This window comes from Erwinia sp. AnSW2-5 (genome assembly GCF_045107195.1).
Lineage (GTDB): Bacteria > Pseudomonadota > Gammaproteobacteria > Enterobacterales > Enterobacteriaceae > Erwinia.
This window is the reverse complement of sequence record NZ_JBJGXA010000005.1, coordinates 411,345-427,359: the sequence shown is the minus strand read 5'-3', so window position 1 is coordinate 427,359 and position 16,015 is coordinate 411,345. Positions and strand designations below refer to the sequence as shown.

Annotated in this window: 14 protein-coding genes; 6 read left to right on the top strand and 8 right to left on the bottom strand. The window is 55.3% G+C overall.

Annotation, left to right across the window (positions count from 1 at the left end; translation table 11 throughout):
* The first annotated feature begins 17 nt into the window (after positions 1-17).
* Positions 18-227, top strand: a complete 210-nt coding sequence (locus ACFL9S_RS06385) for a glycine zipper 2TM domain-containing protein (RefSeq protein WP_133846571.1) — start codon at positions 18-20, stop codon at positions 225-227.
* Positions 228-251: 24 nt separating this feature from the next.
* Here ACFL9S_RS06385 and glgX read toward each other — a convergent pair whose 3' ends face one another.
* The 3 genes from glgX to treZ form a co-directional block, all read right to left on the bottom strand.
* The gene (glgX, locus tag ACFL9S_RS06380; protein WP_405260989.1) at positions 252-2,336 is read right to left on the bottom strand and encodes a glycogen debranching protein GlgX; all 2,085 of its coding nucleotides are present in this window, start codon (positions 2,334-2,336) and stop codon (positions 252-254) included.
* 63 nt (positions 2,337-2,399) lie between these two features.
* Positions 2,400-4,922 (bottom strand): malto-oligosyltrehalose synthase, encoded by a 2,523-nt coding sequence (gene treY, locus ACFL9S_RS06375; protein ID WP_405260988.1) that lies wholly within the window; start codon positions 4,920-4,922, stop codon positions 2,400-2,402.
* On the bottom strand, positions 4,919-6,706 hold the full coding sequence (treZ, locus tag ACFL9S_RS06370; protein ID WP_405260987.1) for a malto-oligosyltrehalose trehalohydrolase: 1,788 nt from the start codon (positions 6,704-6,706) through the stop codon (positions 4,919-4,921). Before treZ ends, treY begins: the two co-directional genes overlap by 4 nt.
* A 173-nt stretch (positions 6,707-6,879) precedes the next feature.
* On the opposite strand from treZ, the gene ACFL9S_RS06365 reads away from it, so the two are divergent.
* Entirely contained in the window at positions 6,880-7,344 is a 465-nt protein-coding gene (locus ACFL9S_RS06365) for a GNAT family N-acetyltransferase (RefSeq protein ID WP_405260986.1), read from the top strand.
* A gap of 12 nt (positions 7,345-7,356) precedes the next feature.
* On the opposite strand, the gene ACFL9S_RS06360 is transcribed toward ACFL9S_RS06365, so the two are convergent.
* Positions 7,357-8,301, bottom strand: a complete 945-nt coding sequence (locus ACFL9S_RS06360) for a LysR family transcriptional regulator (protein WP_405260985.1) — start codon at positions 8,299-8,301, stop codon at positions 7,357-7,359.
* Positions 8,302-8,417: 116 nt separating this feature from the next.
* Here ACFL9S_RS06360 and ACFL9S_RS06355 point away from each other — a divergent pair, with 116 nt between their 5' ends.
* Positions 8,418-9,620, top strand: a complete 1,203-nt coding sequence (locus tag ACFL9S_RS06355) for an MFS transporter (protein ID WP_405260984.1) — start codon at positions 8,418-8,420, stop codon at positions 9,618-9,620.
* A gap of 52 nt (positions 9,621-9,672) precedes the next feature.
* Here ACFL9S_RS06355 and ACFL9S_RS06350 read toward each other — a convergent pair whose 3' ends face one another.
* The 3 genes from ACFL9S_RS06350 to ACFL9S_RS06340 all read right to left on the bottom strand — a co-directional run bounded on the left by ACFL9S_RS06350 (position 9,673) and on the right by ACFL9S_RS06340 (position 12,045).
* The gene (locus ACFL9S_RS06350; RefSeq protein ID WP_405260983.1) at positions 9,673-10,032 is read right to left on the bottom strand and encodes a cupin domain-containing protein; all 360 of its coding nucleotides are present in this window, start codon (positions 10,030-10,032) and stop codon (positions 9,673-9,675) included.
* Positions 10,033-10,259: 227 nt separating this feature from the next.
* On the bottom strand, positions 10,260-11,645 hold the full coding sequence (locus ACFL9S_RS06345) for a glycoside hydrolase family 10 protein (protein ID WP_405260982.1): 1,386 nt from the start codon (positions 11,643-11,645) through the stop codon (positions 10,260-10,262).
* 130 nt (positions 11,646-11,775) lie between these two features.
* The gene (locus ACFL9S_RS06340) at positions 11,776-12,045 is read right to left on the bottom strand and encodes a CopG family ribbon-helix-helix protein (protein ID WP_405260981.1); all 270 of its coding nucleotides are present in this window, start codon (positions 12,043-12,045) and stop codon (positions 11,776-11,778) included.
* Between the two features lie 131 nt (positions 12,046-12,176).
* Between ACFL9S_RS06340 and ACFL9S_RS06335 the strand changes: the two genes are divergently transcribed.
* The 3 genes from ACFL9S_RS06335 to ACFL9S_RS06325 all read left to right on the top strand — a co-directional run bounded on the left by ACFL9S_RS06335 (position 12,177) and on the right by ACFL9S_RS06325 (position 15,064).
* Entirely contained in the window at positions 12,177-13,112 is a 936-nt protein-coding gene (locus ACFL9S_RS06335) for a nucleoside recognition domain-containing protein (protein ID WP_405260980.1), read from the top strand.
* Positions 13,113-13,135: 23 nt separating this feature from the next.
* The gene (locus ACFL9S_RS06330) at positions 13,136-14,530 is read left to right on the top strand and encodes a M24 family metallopeptidase (RefSeq protein ID WP_405260979.1); all 1,395 of its coding nucleotides are present in this window, start codon (positions 13,136-13,138) and stop codon (positions 14,528-14,530) included.
* A 105-nt stretch (positions 14,531-14,635) separates the two neighbouring features.
* Entirely contained in the window at positions 14,636-15,064 is a 429-nt protein-coding gene (locus tag ACFL9S_RS06325; protein WP_405260978.1) for a hypothetical protein, read from the top strand.
* 24 nt (positions 15,065-15,088) lie between these two features.
* Here ACFL9S_RS06325 and ACFL9S_RS06320 read toward each other — a convergent pair whose 3' ends face one another.
* Positions 15,089-15,979: a LysR substrate-binding domain-containing protein gene (locus tag ACFL9S_RS06320; RefSeq protein ID WP_405260977.1), complete on the bottom strand. Its 891-nt coding sequence runs from the start codon at positions 15,977-15,979 to the stop codon at positions 15,089-15,091.
* Positions 15,980-16,015: the final 36 nt, after the last annotated feature.

Here is a 16,015-nt window from a genome sequence, read left to right as displayed (position 1 = left end):
ATGGTAATGAGGTTTTTATGCTGTTAAAACGCAGCGGTACGATTGCAATTGTTTTGTTGGTGACCCTTTCAGTCACGGCATGTGGCATGTCTCATCGCGGCAGAAACACCGCTATTGGTGCGGGTGTGGGTGCGGTCGGTGGTGCGGTACTGACCGGAGGCAGCACCTGGGGAACCCTGGGTGGCGCGGCCATCGGTGGTGTGATTGGGCATCAGGTCAGCCGTTAAGCTGACCTGCGCTCAGTCTGGAACTTAAGGCCTGCGATACAGGGCAATGCTGCGACCTTCCAGCTCGACATTTTTCTCTTTGGTGATCACCTGGCCGGGTTTGGCTCTGTCCGATGTACAGAGTTCCAGCACCCAGCCTCCTTCACCAAACTGCGGGATCAGGAAAGGCACATTGCCCTCATACGGGTTAAACAGCATCAGCACGTCATGCCAGATGCCATCCTCTTCCGTCAGGTCTGCCCGGCCAATATACACCCCGAGCGTTGAGCCTTCATCCCACTGTTCCGGCTGCTGAAAACCGCCCCCCGCGTTAAACCATTTGATATCCATATTATCGCGCCAGCTTTCACGCCGCAGCAGCGGCTGTGCGTTGCGCAGGGCAATCAGCTGGCGGGTAAACTCACGCAGCATCTCACCGCTTTCCGGCACATGGTCCCAGTCAATCCATGAGATGTCATTGTCCTGGCAGTAGCCGTTATTGTTGCCGCGCTGGCTGCGACCAAATTCATCGCCCGCCAGCAGCATCGGCGTGCCGTGTGAGAACAGCAGGGTGGCAAGAAAGTTCCGCTTCTGACGGTCGCGTATCGCGTTGATCGCGTCATCGTCGGTTGGCCCTTCCTCGCCATAATGCCAGGAGCGGTTGTCATTATGACCGTCGTTATTGTCTTCGCCGTTGGCGTCGTTATGTTTGTCGCTGTACGACACCAGGTCATTCAGCGTGAAGCCGTCGTGAGCGGTGATAAAGTTAACGCTCTCCCAGGGGCGACGCCCGCGCTGATCGTAAAGGTCGCCAGACCCGAGCAGACGGGCGGCGAACTCCGTTGAGACATTCTCTCCCTTCCAGTATTCCCGCACCGTGTCACGATATTTATCGTTCCATTCTGCCCAGCCAGGGGGAAAAGCGCCGACCTGATACCCTCCCGGACCAATATCCCAGGGTTCGCCAATCAGCTTCAGGCGCGACAACACCGGGTCCTGCATGATGGCATCAAAAAAGCCGCCACGCGGATCAAAGCCGCCTGGCTCACGCCCCAGAATGGTGCCAAGATCGAAACGAAAACCGTCGATATGCATCGATTCAGCCCAGTAACGCAGGGAATCCATCACCATCTGTAACACCCGGGGATGCGAGGTATTGACCGTATTGCCCGTGCCGGTATCATTAATGTAATAGCGGTGCTGATCCGACAGCGTGCGGTAGTAGGAATAGTTATCGATGCCTTTAAATGACAGCGTCGGCCCCAGCTCGTTACCCTCTGCCGTGTGGTTATACACCACGTCGAGGATCACCTCGATCCCGGCATCGTGGAAAGCGCGCACCATATCGCGGAAGCCCTGAATACCGTTGGGACCAAAGTAGCGTGAGGCCGGGGAGAAGAACGCCAGCGTATTGTAACCCCAGAAGTTTTTTAGCCCTTTATCCAGCAGATGCTGATCGTCCGGGAACCAGTGTACCGGCAGCAGCTCAACCGAGGTGACGCCAAGGCTTTTGATGTAGTCGACGACAGCCGGATGCCCCATGCCTTCATAGGTACCGCGCAGCGCTTCGGGCACCGCGCTGTTCAGCTGGGTAAAGCCTTTGACATGGGTTTCGTATATAACCGTTTTTGACCAGGGCACCACGGGGCGATTTTCATCATGCCAGAGGAATTCGTCCGGATCGATCACCCGGCATTTTGGGGTAAACGGGCCGCTGTCCTGAGTATCAAAGGTCAGGTCTTTCTCATCATCATACAAATCGTAAGCAAAGTGCGCCTCATTCCACTCAATGTCTCCCGACAGCTCGCGGGCATACGGGTCAATCAGCAGTTTGTGCGGGTTGAAACGATGTCCGTTTTCCGGTTCATAAGGACCATAAACGCGGTAGCCGTAAAGCGCGCCCGGTTGCAGCCCACGCACATAGCCATGCCACACTTCGTGAGTGTATTCCGGCAGATCCAGCCTCGCGATCTCATGCTGGCCGCTGGGGTCGTAGAGGCAAAGCTCAACGCGTTCGGCGTGTGCAGAGAAGAGGGCGAAATTCACCCCTTCACCATCAAAATTAGCCCCCAGCTGGTGGCTTAATCCGGCTTCGATGACATAAGGCGTTCCGTTGGTAATAGCGGTCATAGCGTTCTTTTTATCCCGTGGCAAAGGGTGAGCAGTAGCATCTGTGGTTCTCTATTTTTGCTGTTATTCACTGCTGAGTATCAGCGGTAACCCCGAATTTTCGGCGTCCAGGGTGATCTGATTGGTGACAAACAACACCTCTCCGCTGAGGATATTACGGTAGCGACGGCGGGAAAGTGGTGCCGCCAGCGCGACAGTGGTACTGGCAGACGATGCTGTGTCGGGGTTATCCGGCAGGTTTAGCGCCAGACGCGGGGCAATGACAATCAGCGCTTCGGTGTTGTCCAGCCGGGCAAACAGGATCAGGTTATCTTCACGCGCACCCTCTGCGCTCAGCGGCAGATAACCGCCGTGGCGAAACAGTGCCGGGCGGGCCTGACGCAGCTGTAACAGGCTGGCGATCACATGCTGATTAAGCTGGCCGCTCAGCCAGTGCGCAGGATCGGTATCCAGCGGCGTTTTGCGTGCCGTCAGCATCTGTTGCAGTGCGGCGAAGTCCGGCTCCCGGCGGTTATCCGGGTCGATCAGACTGAAATCGAGCGTTTCACTGCCCTGATAAATATCCGGTACGCCTGGCGCGGTCAGTTTCACCACCGTCTGGGTCAGGCTGTTCACCAGCCCGGCCTGGATAAAGGGTTGCAGCGAGGCGGTGAAGTCGCGCAGGAAGTCCTGGTTAGCGGGCGAGAGCAGGTTGCGCGCATAGTCGAGCACCGCATTCTCGTAATCATCATTCACGGCAGTCCAGTTGGTGCGCTGCTTCGCTTCGCGCAGTGCCTTCTGCACGTAGGCGAGAAAACGTTCCTCCAGCGCCGCCAGCCCGGCGTGATCGCGCGGCTGAAGCGTGGCGGGCCAGACCCCGGCCAGCGCCTGGTAAAGCATCCATTCGACCGACGGCTTCGGCGCCCGGCCATCTTCCAGCGTCACCACGCAGGCGCGGTTCATCTCGCACCAGCGCGCCACGCAGGTCGCCCAGTGCGCCGGGGCTTCGGAGAGGGTATACAGACGTGCCCTGGCATCTTCACCGCGTTTAGTGTCATGAGTGGTGGTGCCGGAAAGGGCATCCGGCTGGCGCTCAAGGCGCACTTTCATCTCGGCGTGAAAACGGTCAAGCGAGAAGGTACGCGGCAAGGGTTCTGCCCCGACTTCATTTAGCGCCAGCGACATATGCTGGCGGAAGAACAGCGTATCTTCCACGGATTTTGCCATCAGTGGGCCGGTTAACTGCTGGAAACGAATGCGGAACGTGGTGGCCTGCTGACGCGTATGCGCCGGGATCTCGCCCGTAAGAATGCGCAGAATCAGGTTAAGTGCTGCCGGATCGGGGGGATCGGTACGGTTTTTGACGCTGTTTGCCACCTGTTGCAATAGCTCCCCATCTTCCTGAGGCAATCCGTTTTCAGTGCCATAGGTGCGATACACCGGGAAGGCAATCAGCAGTTCACGCAGCGCCTGGCGCAGGTTGTTCTCCGGCAATAGCGCACTTTCTTCTGCGGCAATCGCGCTGGCAAGGGTCAGCAGGGTGGTAAACTCCCCGGCAAAATTCTTATCCACCATCAGCCGCTTGGCTTCGCGCAGTTCCGCAGCCATATTTACCGGCTTATCCAGCACATCATTGTAGATTTTGCGCAGGGCGCTGATGTTGTTGCCGTCGACCAGCGCATCGGAGAGCGCGGCCATAAACTCATAGCCGGTGGTGCCGGAAACCGGCCAGGTGGTCGGCAGCTGTTCATCTTTGCCGAGGATTTTTTCCACCGTGATATAGCACTCCGGCCCCGCCTGCTGGCGCAGACGCGTCAGATAAGCCTGCGGGTTGGCCAGCCCGTCAACATGGTCCACGCGCAGCCCGTCGACCGCACCGGAATGAACCAGTTCGAGGATCAGGCGATGGGTGTCATCAAACACGCGGGCCTCCTCGACCCGCATCCCCACCAGTCCGGTGATTTCAAAAAAACGGCGGTACGAAAGTTCATTGGCCGCATCGCGCCAGCACATCAGCCGCCACGGCTGACGCTGGTGGAGTTCGGCAATACTCGCCCGGTCGGTGAGTGCCAGCACGTCGTCCTCACTCTCCTGCCAGGTGTCCGGCTTCAGCGGGTAGAACGCCTCGTAATACGCCAGCGCGGGCTTGCCGCTTTCGGGATCGGCCTTTACCGTAATGTCACCGTTTTCCAGCGCAGTCTCGAACGGATCGCCGAGGAACGGCAGCGTCAGACGGCGGGACCAGTCGATATCAAAATGCCGCGCATAACGGCTTTGCTCTCCGTGCTCAATCACATCGCGCCACCAGGCATTTTCCAGCGAGGCCGCCATATGGTTCGGCACGATATCGAGGATCAGCCCCAGCCCGGCACTTTTCAGCGCGATCGCCAGACGGTCAAAGCCCGCCCGGCCGCCAATGGCGGGTTCGATCTCATTGGCATCGGTCACATCGTAACCGTGGGTCGACTCGTTGGTTGCGGTAAAAATCGGTGAGGCATAGAGATGGCTGATGCCCAGCTGCTTCAGGTAGGGCACCAGGCTGGCGGCACGATCAAACGTCATGCCGTTACGAAACTGAATACGCCAGGTGGCGGTTGGGATGGTCATTTTTCCTCTCCAGGCAGAAGACGCACCACGATAGCGTGCTGGGGCAGTTGCTGTGTTTCAGCGGGCCAGGCGAAAATTGTGTTGCCGGGCAGAGCAGGCAGCGGCTGGGCCTTCTTACCGACATTCAGGGCGAGGGATAACTGGCCCTGCGGGAAGGTCCAGCTGACGGCGACAAATCCCGGCGCGGTGTTCAGCACCTTGCCCGCATGGCCGCCTGCGCTTGCCAGCAGCGGCACAATATGTTGCTGACGCAGTGCCAGCAGCTGTCGGGTCAGTGCCAGCCAGGCTTTGCCCTCTGTGCTGCCGGGCTTATGCCAGTCGAGCTTAGAGCGGCTAAAGGTGGCTTCATCGTTCGGATCCGGGACGACGTCTCCTTCATGGCCCGCATGGCCTGCGAACTCTCTGGCGCGTCCTTCGCGAACGGCACGCGCCAGGTCGCCGTGAAAATCGGTAAAGAACAGGAAAGGATGGGTCTCGCCATACTCTTCGCCCATCAACAGCAGCGGGATATGCGGCGAGAGCAGCAGCGTTGCCAGCAGCACTTTGTAGCGGTCGGCCCCGGTCAGGGTAAGCAGCCTGTCGCCCTGTGCGCGGTTGCCCACCTGATCGTGATTCTGGATAAAATCGACAAACGCCGCCGGGGGCTGGCCGCGACTGTCAACGCCGCGTGCTTCGCCAGACTGAACGGCTACCTGGCCCTGATAGACAAAGCCTTCCGTCAGCGCCCGCGCCACGCCTTTTTCCGGCCGATCGGCAAAGTCCTGGTAATAAGCGTGGGTTTCCCCGGTGGCAAACACATGGATGGCATTGTGGAAATCATCATTCCATTCACCGTTGAACAGCGGGGCGTTGCCGTCAGCGTTACGCGGATGCAGGAAAATGACGTTACGGCAGTCTTCGGTCGTCAGATGGATCGGGCGCTCAGGCAGCTCAGCGCGGATGCGTCGGGCAATCTCAATCAGGATATGGGGATCGGTAGTGTCTTCAATCTGGTCGATGGCATCGAAGCGCAGGCCGTCGAGGTTATACTCCTGCAACCAGTAGAGCGGTGCCTCGGCAATATAGTGGCGCACGGCCTCAACGTCATGGGCGATACCCGCGCCCCAGGGCGTCGTTCGCTCCGGGTGGAAGAAGTCGGGAGAGAGCAGCGGCAGATAGTTCCCCTGCGGACCAAAGTGGTTCAGCACGATATCCAGCACCACCGAGATGCCGTAGCCGTGTGCAGCATCGATAAAGGCTTTGAATTCATCCGGTGTTCCGTAGGCGGCGTGTGGCGCATACAGCAGAACGCCGTCATAACCCCAGCCACGACGGCCGCCAAACTGCGCCACCGGCAGCACCTCGATCATCGTGATGCCCAGTTCCGCCAGGTAAGGGAGTTTTTCAGTCGCCGCCCGGAACGTGCCCTGCGGCGTAAAGGTGCCGATATGCAGCTCATAAACCACCGTTTCTTCCCAGCGGCGGCCTGCCCACTGGGTGTTCTGCCAGATGTAAGCAGTGGGATCGATCACCAGCGAAGGGCCATCGACATCATCCCGCTGGGCACGGGAAGCGGGGTCCGGCACCGCCATGCCATCGGCGAGCACAAACTGATATTCCGCGCCGGGTAACACGCTGCTGACCTGCTGCTCGAACCAGCCGTCGCCGGTGGGTTGCATATCCGTTTCTTTACCGGAGAGCCTGAGCCGGACCGTGTTCTGGCCCGTGGCCCAGAGTCGAAAACGAACGGTATCGGCGGCCACATACTCGGCCCCCCAATGTTTTACATATGATCGGGTTTCCATTCACTGTCCTCGTTTTATCCAGCGCTCGGGGATCGCTGGCAACACAACGGCGCTCCGCTAATCTGAGCGTTAGTCGGAAAAGGTGTCATCGGGATCGGGATAGCTGTCAAGCCAATACAATCATAGACTAAGATGTAGGGACAAGTGACCACCCCAGGCAAGATGGAGAACCGATGAGCATCACTATCAGAGCATTCCAGGTCAGCGATCTTGATGCCGCTATTGCGCTTTTTCAGGGCGCGGTGCGTGAGATAGCATCACAGGATTACAGCCCGGAACAGATTGACGCCTGGGTTCAGGTGGACAGAGCGGCCTGGGAGAAGAGATTGCTGGAGAGCCAGACCTGGGTTGCCATCCATCATCACCAGCTGGCCGGATTTGGCAATGTTGAGTATGACGGGCATCTGGATATGTTATTTACCCATCCTGCGCATCAGCGCTGCGGTGTGGCAACGGCGCTGCTGAAGTGGCTGGAGCTGTCGGTGGTGAAGATGGGGATTCCGGTGATGTTTACCGAGGCGAGCATTACCGCGAAAGCCTTCTTTATCCGCCACGGCTTTCAGCTGATTGAAGCTCAGCAGGTGTCGGTGCGTGACCAGTGTTTTATTAACTACCGGCTGCGTAAAGTGGTGATGTGAAACGTAACCTTTTCATGGGGAAGATATCCGCTGTTTGTCCGCAGTAATTCCCTCCTTTATCACATCAATAAACTCTCGCAATCCTTGAGGAATACGACGATGTCCGGGGTAATACAAATGCATGGCTGGTTCGCGAGGTGACCAGTCTGGCAGAACGATATGCAGGCTGCCATCACGCAGATATTGCGCAACCCGGTCTTCAAGGCAGTAGGTGATACCTGTGCCCGCTAGCGCCAATTCGACAGCTAGTGTTGTCTCGTTAACGCAAATATTCCCCGGAACATCAATCACACGATAGTCATCGCCCTGGCGAAATTCCCATTTGTAAATAGTCCCCTGGCCTGTGCGCAACCGGATGCAGCTATGCTCGCGTAAATGTTCGGGGGTACGTGGAACCGGGCGACGGTAAAGGTAGCGGGGAGATGCCACGGCGATCCAGCGGAGATCTTCGCCCAACCGGACAGCGACCAGATCTTCTGGCACGGTGCCGCCAAAACGGATACCGGCATCAAAGCCTTCTGAAACAATATCGACCATTCGGTCATCCACAGAAACTTCGACCTCTACCTCAGGATACTGACTAAGAAAACGCGGCAGGTAACGGGCAATAATCAGGCGGGCACCATCACTGAGGATATTCAAACGCAGCCGCCCAACGGGGCGGTCGCGCATCTGGTTAATTTCCTCCAGCGCATCACCAATCTCCCTGAATCCTGCCTCCAGCCTAAGGGCCAGGCTGGCACCTGCTTCCGTTGGGGCCACGTTGCGACTGGTGCGGTTCAGCAATCGCACGCCCAGGCGGGTTTCAAGATTGCGTACTGCATGGCTAAGCGCGGATGTGGTAATTCCCAGCTCCACGGCGGCTTTTGTGAAACTACGTAAGCGCTCAACGACGCGAAACGCGTTGAGATCGGCAAGATCGCTACGGGAAATCGGTGCGGTGGGTTTGGCTGACATAATGCAACATCCCATTGTTGAGTAAGATTCAATGTCACATGGAGAACAATCGAATAATGGTCACTGAATAGAATGATAGTTTAGTTTTTTTCATATACAGGATGCAACGACTGACTATGTCAGAACATCATTCCCCACCAACACAGACACCGCTCACACCGCCATCCGGCCTTCTGTTTGCGATGCTGGCACTCGGCGCAGGGGGTTTATGCATCGGTACTGGCGAATTCTCCCCCATGAGTTTGCTGCCGGACCTGGCGAAGGGGACCGATGTTTCCGTTCCGACTGCCGGTGCTTATATCAGCGCCTATGCAACGGGCGTAGTGGTTGGCGCGCCAGCCATTGCTGCTCTGGGCGCGCGAATGCCTCGTAAAACGCTGCTGCTTATGCTGTTGGTTATTGCGATGATCGGGTATGCCTTTAGCGCAGCAACCTGGAGTTATCCTTCGATGCTGGTGGCTCGTTTTATCTCAGGATTACCCCACGGCGCCTGGTATGGCGTGTCCGCGTTGGTTGCCGCATCGATGGTGCCTCCCGGGCAAAAAGCACGTTACATCGGTTATGTCATGCTGGGTCTTGCCGTCGCTAATGTTGCGGGGGTGCCGCTGGTGACCTGGGTTGGGCAAACGCTGGGATGGCGCATGTCGTTCGTGGTGGTTACGGTTGGTCTGGTGACCACTGGCGTGATGGTGGCCGGATTTATTCCCGCCATGAAGGCAGACAGCACTGCATCACCCTTAAAAGAACTGGGTGCCCTTAAAAGCCCGCAGATACTGATGATCTTTGCGGTTGCCTCGGTGAGTTTTGCCGGTATGTTTGCTGTTTACACCTTTATTACGCCCGCACTAACGGAGATTAGCGGATTTACCCTGGCGACCGTGCCATGGATATTGGTGCTTTGGGGGGCTGGGATGGTCGCTGGCAATATTATTGGGGGAAGACTAGCCGACCGGGCGTTGCTACCCTCCATTTACGCTATGTTGCTGTGGAATGTGATCTTCCTCGCAATGTATTCCCTTGTTGGAGACAGGCAAATTCCCATGCTGATCACGCTATTCTTTTTGGGAGGAGGCTTTGCGCTGGTTCCCGCCTTGCAGGCACATATGATGGATATTGCCGGAGAGGCGCAAACGCTGGCATCCTCGCTCACACACAGTGCCTTTAATATTTCCAATGCGCTGGGTGCGGCTTTTGGAGGACTGGCTATTTCGTCAGGCGGTAACTGGATCTCGACCGGTTGGGTCGGGGTGGCTTTTTCTCTGATTGGCCTGGCACTGATGGTGCTCTCTGTTCGTCTTCGCGGTCAGGCGTCATCATAAGCAAACCCCATTCCCGTTGCGGGCGATGGGGTTGTAGAAACAGCGATGCTAATCAGGCTTCCGCATCAAAAATCACATAGAGCTTACGCATCTCGGTTTCAACCACCCAGGTACCTTCGGTGTTAGCTTCAAAGAAGAAGGCGTCACCCGCCTTGAAGGTTAAAGTTGGTTCACCATCGGGTGTAAATGACCCGCTGCCGCCGAGGAAATGCATAATCTCAGCCTGTTTTACCGAGCGACGATAGCTACCCGCGCCGCATTCAAAAATCCCGGTATCAATATCTTCCTTCCCCGGTATCACTTTTTGCAGGCCGGAGAGCTTGATGGCCGACGTGCCCGGCAGGCCTTCAACGGTTCCCCAGGACTCCAGTGATTCGATGGCGGCGGGCTGTTCTATTTTCTGCACTTTCATGACAACGATCCCTCAGGTGACGGTGTAACGTCGACCATCAATAGTTAAAAGGTTTATTCCGGTTCGTTATTCAGATTAAGGGGTTTGCTGAACAGATTACGGAATTTATCGACCGTCAAATAACAGATTTGCGTGTAAACCGGGCGGAGATTGGTAGAAACTTTTGCGCAGAACGCGGTGGGGATAAGGCAGGATCGGCAGGGCGCTACCCTGCTGATCCTGTTCGCTTATTTGGCTGCGGTGTTACCCCAGCGGCTTTTCAGGTAATTCACCGCCTCCTGGGTCTGCGGCTGGTTGAGGTAGTTTTCTCTGAACAGGATCGTGCCATCGATATGCGGCAGCGACTCATTCAAATCCAGCTGTTTTTTCAGCTCCGGCACGCCCCCTTGCACCGTCCAGTCTGGCTCATTCTTCGAGGTTTCCCCGACTTTATACAGCGCGATGCCAATATACAGGCGCGTGCTGGTGGGTTTCACCACCTCTGCCCACCATTTTGCCAGCACATCGTAGCGTGCTGCCTGGCGGGCGAAAGGCCAGTACACCTGCGGAGCAATATAATCCAGCAGGCCTTGTTGCACCCAGCGGCGGGTATCGGCGAAGGATTCGTCATAGGCCGCTGCACCGCGCGTATCGGAACCCGCCGGATCGTGTGACAGATTGCGCCATACGCCCGCCGGGCTGACCCCGAATTCCACATCGGGTTTTAACTGTTTGATGGTGCGCGATACCTGTTCGATCAGTTGCTGGGTATTGTGTCGCCGCCAGTCTGCCTTGCTGCTAAATCCCTGGCCGTATTGCCGGAACGTCTGGCTGTCATTAAGGGCAGAACCCGGGGACTCCGTATAGAAGTAGTCATCGAACTGGACGCCATCAACAGGATAGTGCGCCACCACCTCGGCGACGATGCTGGTGATCCAGTCACGCGCATCCGGGATGCCGGGGTCGAGTACAAAGCGGTCACCCGAAGTCCGTATCCAGTCGCGATGCAGCACATAAACGCTGGCGGGTTGCTGCGACAGCGTGCGGTTCAGCTCGGCAACGGTGGAGGATTTAGTATTCACGGAGACGCGATAAGGGTTAAACCACGCATGCACCTTTATGCCGCGCTTATGCGCTTCATCAAGCATAAACTGCAACGGGTCGTAGCCTGGATACTCGCCAATCTTCCCGGTCAGCATATCTGACCACGGCAAAATCTTTGACGCCCAAAGCGCGGTAGCATCCGGTTTCACCTGGAAAAATACGGTATTGATCCCGAGGTTTTTCAGTTTATCCAGCTTATCGGTCAGCGCTTTTTGCTGCATGTTGATGCGCAGCGCGGCACTGCTGACATTAACCGAAGCCACTGGCGGCCAGTCCAGGCGCGACACGGTTGCCAGCCAGACACCACGCATCGGCTCCTTCGCCTGCTCAGGCCGGGTCGGCAGCGGCTGCTTTGCCACCGGTGGAAGCGGGGTAACCAGCGATTTCGGCGGCTTGGAAGAACAACTGAACAGCAGCAGCGTGGCAACAGCCAGTACGGCAGCTCGTTTCAGAGAAGTAACTGCGGGAATGCGACGACAACGGGTGATGGTAAGCTCCGGTTCTTTCTGGTTTTTGTGCGAAAAGAACATTCTCTTATTCTGCGCGGTAAAGTCAATGGATTAGGGCGCGGGGAAGTGTACAGAGCCTCATCTGCCTGTCGACAGATGAGGTGAAAATTTTGCCTGTCCTGGTTGGCTAACTGCATCCATAAGATTTTCATTACCTGCCAGCCAGTTTCTTCGTCGCTTGCGCTCGCCATGCTGCCGCTGATGCTTCAACGGATTCTCCCGAAATCACGTCGCCACGATCTGCCTGTGCCATCCCGGCCTGAACCTGTTCACGGAACCAGGCATCATGCTGGCGCTGAACCGTTTCACGCATGAAATCTCTGATAAGCTGTGAACCATTACGATCCATTGCCTTTGCTGCCTCAAGAAAATCGGCTTTTAGTTCGGCATCGAGCCGTAAATTCAGGGTTGCCTGTGTCATGTGTCACCTCGTTATTACGGTGTGTTTACGCTGTATATACAGATTAGCACAGTTTGAAAGCATGATAAAACCCTGTAAAGTTTGGCGTTGTTACATGAATTCCTCTCTTTTTCCCCTTGTGGAACCCGTTAATGGATATCATTGGAATTATTATGTCGGCAGGGCGAACCTCTGTTGATGTTGCACTCTACACCCTGATCCCGGTGATGGTAGTCATGCTGATTATCATGAGGTATCTGGAACAGAAGGGCGTGCTTGACGCGATTGTGCGCGTGATGACGCCGATATTCAGGCCATTTGGTATTACCGGGCTGGCTATTTTTGCGCTGATCCAGCTGAACTTTGTTAGTTTCGCCGCACCGCTGGCAGCGCTGGCGATTATGGAGAAACGCGGCACTTCCGACCGTCACCTGGCGGCAGCCCTGGCGATGCTTTTTGCCATGGGCCAGGGTAACGTGTTTTATCCTCTAATCCCTTTTGGCCTGCACTGGGGCGAAGCCGTGACCATTTCAATCGTCGGAGGGCTGGCTGCGGCGGCGTTCACCTATCACCTTAGTGGGCGCAGGCTGTCGGCGGCATCCTTACCACTGGCGGAAAAAGAGACACTGGAGGGCAACGCGCCTCAGGGGCTGATCGCCATTATTAACGGTGCCGGTTCAGACGCAATCCGCCTGGCGTTGGGTTCCGTTCCCATGTTGCTCCTGTCGCTGACAGTGGTGGGCATACTGAAAGCGGCCGGGGCGATTGAGGGACTGACCGCACTGCTTGCCCCGCTGCTCGGTTTCCTCAATATCCCGGATATCTTTGTGATGCCGGCACTGACCAAGATGCTGGCAGGGGGCACCGCGTATTACGGCGTGATGACGGAGCTGATACAGAAAGGGCTGATAACACCTCAGCAGATTAACGCCTCTGCCGGTTTAATGATCCAGACGTTTGATCTGCCGGGTATCGGTATTTTCCTGGGTATCGCCAGTCGCTTTGTCAGGCTGTTTCGTTATGTCATTCCAGGTGTTTTACTGGGTATCCTGCTACGCACAGTGATCCATCTGCTGCTTAACCATTAATACTTAACCTCAGGGAGTGCATCATGGTTTCCACAACAATAAAGTTAGGACCAACCGTCGCCCCGGTGAAATTTACCCAGGTTGAGCCTGTTCTTTTGACAGATGAAACGATTCTGGCGCGAAAAGAAAAAATCCTGAATGGGATGAAGAATGAAGGCTTCGATGCTCTTGTGATCTACGCAGACAAAGAACACGGTGCTAACTTCGCCTATCTGACGGGATTTATTCCGCGTTTTGAAGAAGGCCTGCTGATTCTGGAAACCAGTGGTAAATGCACGCTAGTGCTGGGCAATGAAAACCTTAAGCTGGCGCGCTTTTCACGCGTGCCGGTCACGCTGGCACACAGCCCGTATTTCTCTCTGCCAAATCAGCCAATGGATAACGAAGCGCCGCTGGAAAACCTCTTCACCGCAGCCGGGCTTAACGAGAAAAGTAAGGTAGGCCTGGTCGGCTGGAAGATGTTCACTCCGGCGGCCGGCAATGGCAAAACGTTCTTTGACCTGCCGTATTTTATTGTTGAGGCGGTCAGACGCACGCTGAAAACCAGTGCTGAACTGGAGAATGCCGTTCACCTCTTTATTAGCGGCAAGTCTGGCGCGCGTGCAACCTGTAATGCGAACGAAATTGCTCACTATGAATACGGCGCTAACCTCGCATCAAACTGTATTCTCGATGCCATCAATGCGATTGAGGTTGGCGTGCGTGAAGTTGAGTTAGGCGCGCTGTTGGCTGCTGAAGGCCAGTACCACACGGTGGTATCGATTGCCGCTACTGGCAGCCGTTTCGATAAAGCCAATATATACCCAAGCTATAAGAAAGTGCAGAAGGGCGATCCGTTATCATTGACCACCGCCTTTAAAGGCGGATTATCCAGCAGAACCGGATTTGTTATTGCCGATGAAAGTGAGTTACCTGCCGGGCAGGAATCGTGGCTGCAGCGTATGGCTAAACCCTATTTCGGTGCAGTTGTTGCCTGGCTGGAAAATATTCGCTGTGGGATGACTGGCGGCGAACTTTACCAACTGGTGGAAGGTGTATTACCGAAAGAACGCTATGGCTGGCACCTGAATCCGGGTCACCTGGTTTCAGATGAAGAGTGGATGTCTTCTCCGGTTTATCATAATTCGGAGGAAGCTCTGAAGAGTGGAATGATCATGCAGATTGATATTATCCCTTCGGTCGCGGGTTACACGGGCGTCAGTGCCGAAGAGTGCGTTGTGCTTGCGGATGCGGCGCTTCAGGCAGCGGTCAGCAAACACTATCCGGCATTATGGGACCGGATTGAGACGAGACGGCTTTATCTGCGTGATGAAATTGGCATCAACCTGAGTGAAGAAATACTGCCATTATCCAACACCGTGGCTTATCTGAGGCCGTTCTATCTGGCAAAGAACCAGTCACTGTTTGTTGAGCGCTGATCGTAGGATGGTGTCGCTACGTGGATTCTGAGAAAAGAGCAGGGTGGAAACCCCTGAATTCTCCCGTAGCGACACAAGTTGATCTAAGGCCATTTAAGGATAGGAATGAAAATTATCACAGCGTGTTTATTTCTGCTGTCATTTACGGTTAATGCACAGTCTCATCTCGGTACATGGGGAACGACCTGTGATGATGATAGCTTTTCAATTCAGTTAAGTAAAAACACCACACCATTTATTGTGAATGAAAATCAAATCGTCGTTTCAATCCATGCAAAAGAGGTTTCCGCCAATCAGGTCGCTGTTTATTTTGATAAGCCGCTTGATCTGGGTACGGGTGGGATGACCCTTGATTGGGAGAATTTTAGTACAACGAAAGCGGTGGCTGAAATAACCATTAAGGGCAGTTCAGGATTGTTCAGATGGCACGGTTTCTTTGATAAGAGTAAGAATAAATATGTTTGGATTGATGGCCCGGACTTTGCTGAAGAACAGGCAAAAGATGGCGTGATTAAGCTAAAGAAGTGTAGTTAATCGGAAAGGATCACAGGGGGATCTTTATCCCCCCTCAAGAACTTCACTCAGCAACCAGCTTTCAAAATCCTGCAAGGAAGATTCATTTATTCCTGTTTCTATAGGTTTGACCAAACAGAATTTTTTGCTGAGATGGTCTGATTCTGGCCATGGAGCGATCAATTCTCCGCTAGCCAGTTCTTTTTCAACGTACATCCGCGGCACTAACGCCACACCTTGCCCCGTCAGTGCCGCCGCGATGGCCATTTCATGAAGATCATACCTGACACCCAGTGCCGGATTATCAAGGATTATCCCGATTTCCTTCGCATAGTTACTCCATGCTTCGGGATTTTGCCGCCGATGAATACGCGGTAGTGCATTCAACTGAACAGACACATTATTGTCCTTTAACAGCGCAGGATGGCATATCGGCACCAGTTTTTCCTGAAAGAGAGGGTGCACACGCATACCTGCCCAGGCGGGATGTTCGAAATGAACAGCGGCGTCGAAACCGCTACCGGTAAGAAGGAAGGGTTCAGTCCTGGCCGCAATATTGATGGCGATGTCCGGGTACATTGTTCTGAAACGACTCAGGCGAGGGATAAGCCAGCGGCAGCAAAAGGTCGGAGGAACAGCAAGTTCCAAACTTTTACTGCCTTCAGGCATTCCCATTATGTACTGGGTATCTCTGTCGAGCCGTTCAAGTGTTTCACGCACATGATGGGCATAACGTGCGCCGACGGGATTAAGTTTGACGCGGCTCCCGGTGCGGTCAAACAGCCTGCAGCCCAACAGAGATTCAAGCCGGGCGATCTGTCGGCTGATCGCACCTTCCGTCAGCGACAGTTCTTCCGCTGCACGGGCAAAATTACCGTGTCTTGCCGCAGCCTCAAATGCCTGAAGGGAAGCACTGCTGGGAATTTTTCTGCGCATGAAAAGGGCCTTTTGAACGGTAAGCAGAGCATTAAG

Coding starts and splice junctions, on each gene's coding strand:
- ACFL9S_RS06360 (WP_405260985.1), bottom strand. CDS start 8,301: ATGTCAGCCAAACCCACCGCACCGATTTCCCGTAGCGATCTTGCCGAT.
- ACFL9S_RS06345 (WP_405260982.1), bottom strand. CDS start 11,645: ATGTTCTTTTCGCACAAAAACCAGAAAGAACCGGAGCTTACCATCACC.
- treY (WP_405260988.1), bottom strand. CDS start 4,922: ATGACCATCCCAACCGCCACCTGGCGTATTCAGTTTCGTAACGGCATG.
- ACFL9S_RS06320 (WP_405260977.1), bottom strand. CDS start 15,979: ATGCGCAGAAAAATTCCCAGCAGTGCTTCCCTTCAGGCATTTGAGGCT.
- ACFL9S_RS06385 (WP_133846571.1), top strand. CDS start 18: ATGCTGTTAAAACGCAGCGGTACGATTGCAATTGTTTTGTTGGTGACC.
- ACFL9S_RS06335 (WP_405260980.1), top strand. CDS start 12,177: ATGGATATCATTGGAATTATTATGTCGGCAGGGCGAACCTCTGTTGAT.
- glgX (WP_405260989.1), bottom strand. CDS start 2,336: ATGACCGCTATTACCAACGGAACGCCTTATGTCATCGAAGCCGGATTA.
- ACFL9S_RS06355 (WP_405260984.1), top strand. CDS start 8,418: ATGTCAGAACATCATTCCCCACCAACACAGACACCGCTCACACCGCCA.
- ACFL9S_RS06365 (WP_405260986.1), top strand. CDS start 6,880: ATGAGCATCACTATCAGAGCATTCCAGGTCAGCGATCTTGATGCCGCT.
- ACFL9S_RS06350 (WP_405260983.1), bottom strand. CDS start 10,032: ATGAAAGTGCAGAAAATAGAACAGCCCGCCGCCATCGAATCACTGGAG.
- ACFL9S_RS06340 (WP_405260981.1), bottom strand. CDS start 12,045: ATGACACAGGCAACCCTGAATTTACGGCTCGATGCCGAACTAAAAGCC.
- ACFL9S_RS06325 (WP_405260978.1), top strand. CDS start 14,636: ATGAAAATTATCACAGCGTGTTTATTTCTGCTGTCATTTACGGTTAAT.
- ACFL9S_RS06330 (WP_405260979.1), top strand. CDS start 13,136: ATGGTTTCCACAACAATAAAGTTAGGACCAACCGTCGCCCCGGTGAAA.
- treZ (WP_405260987.1), bottom strand. CDS start 6,706: ATGGAAACCCGATCATATGTAAAACATTGGGGGGCCGAGTATGTGGCC.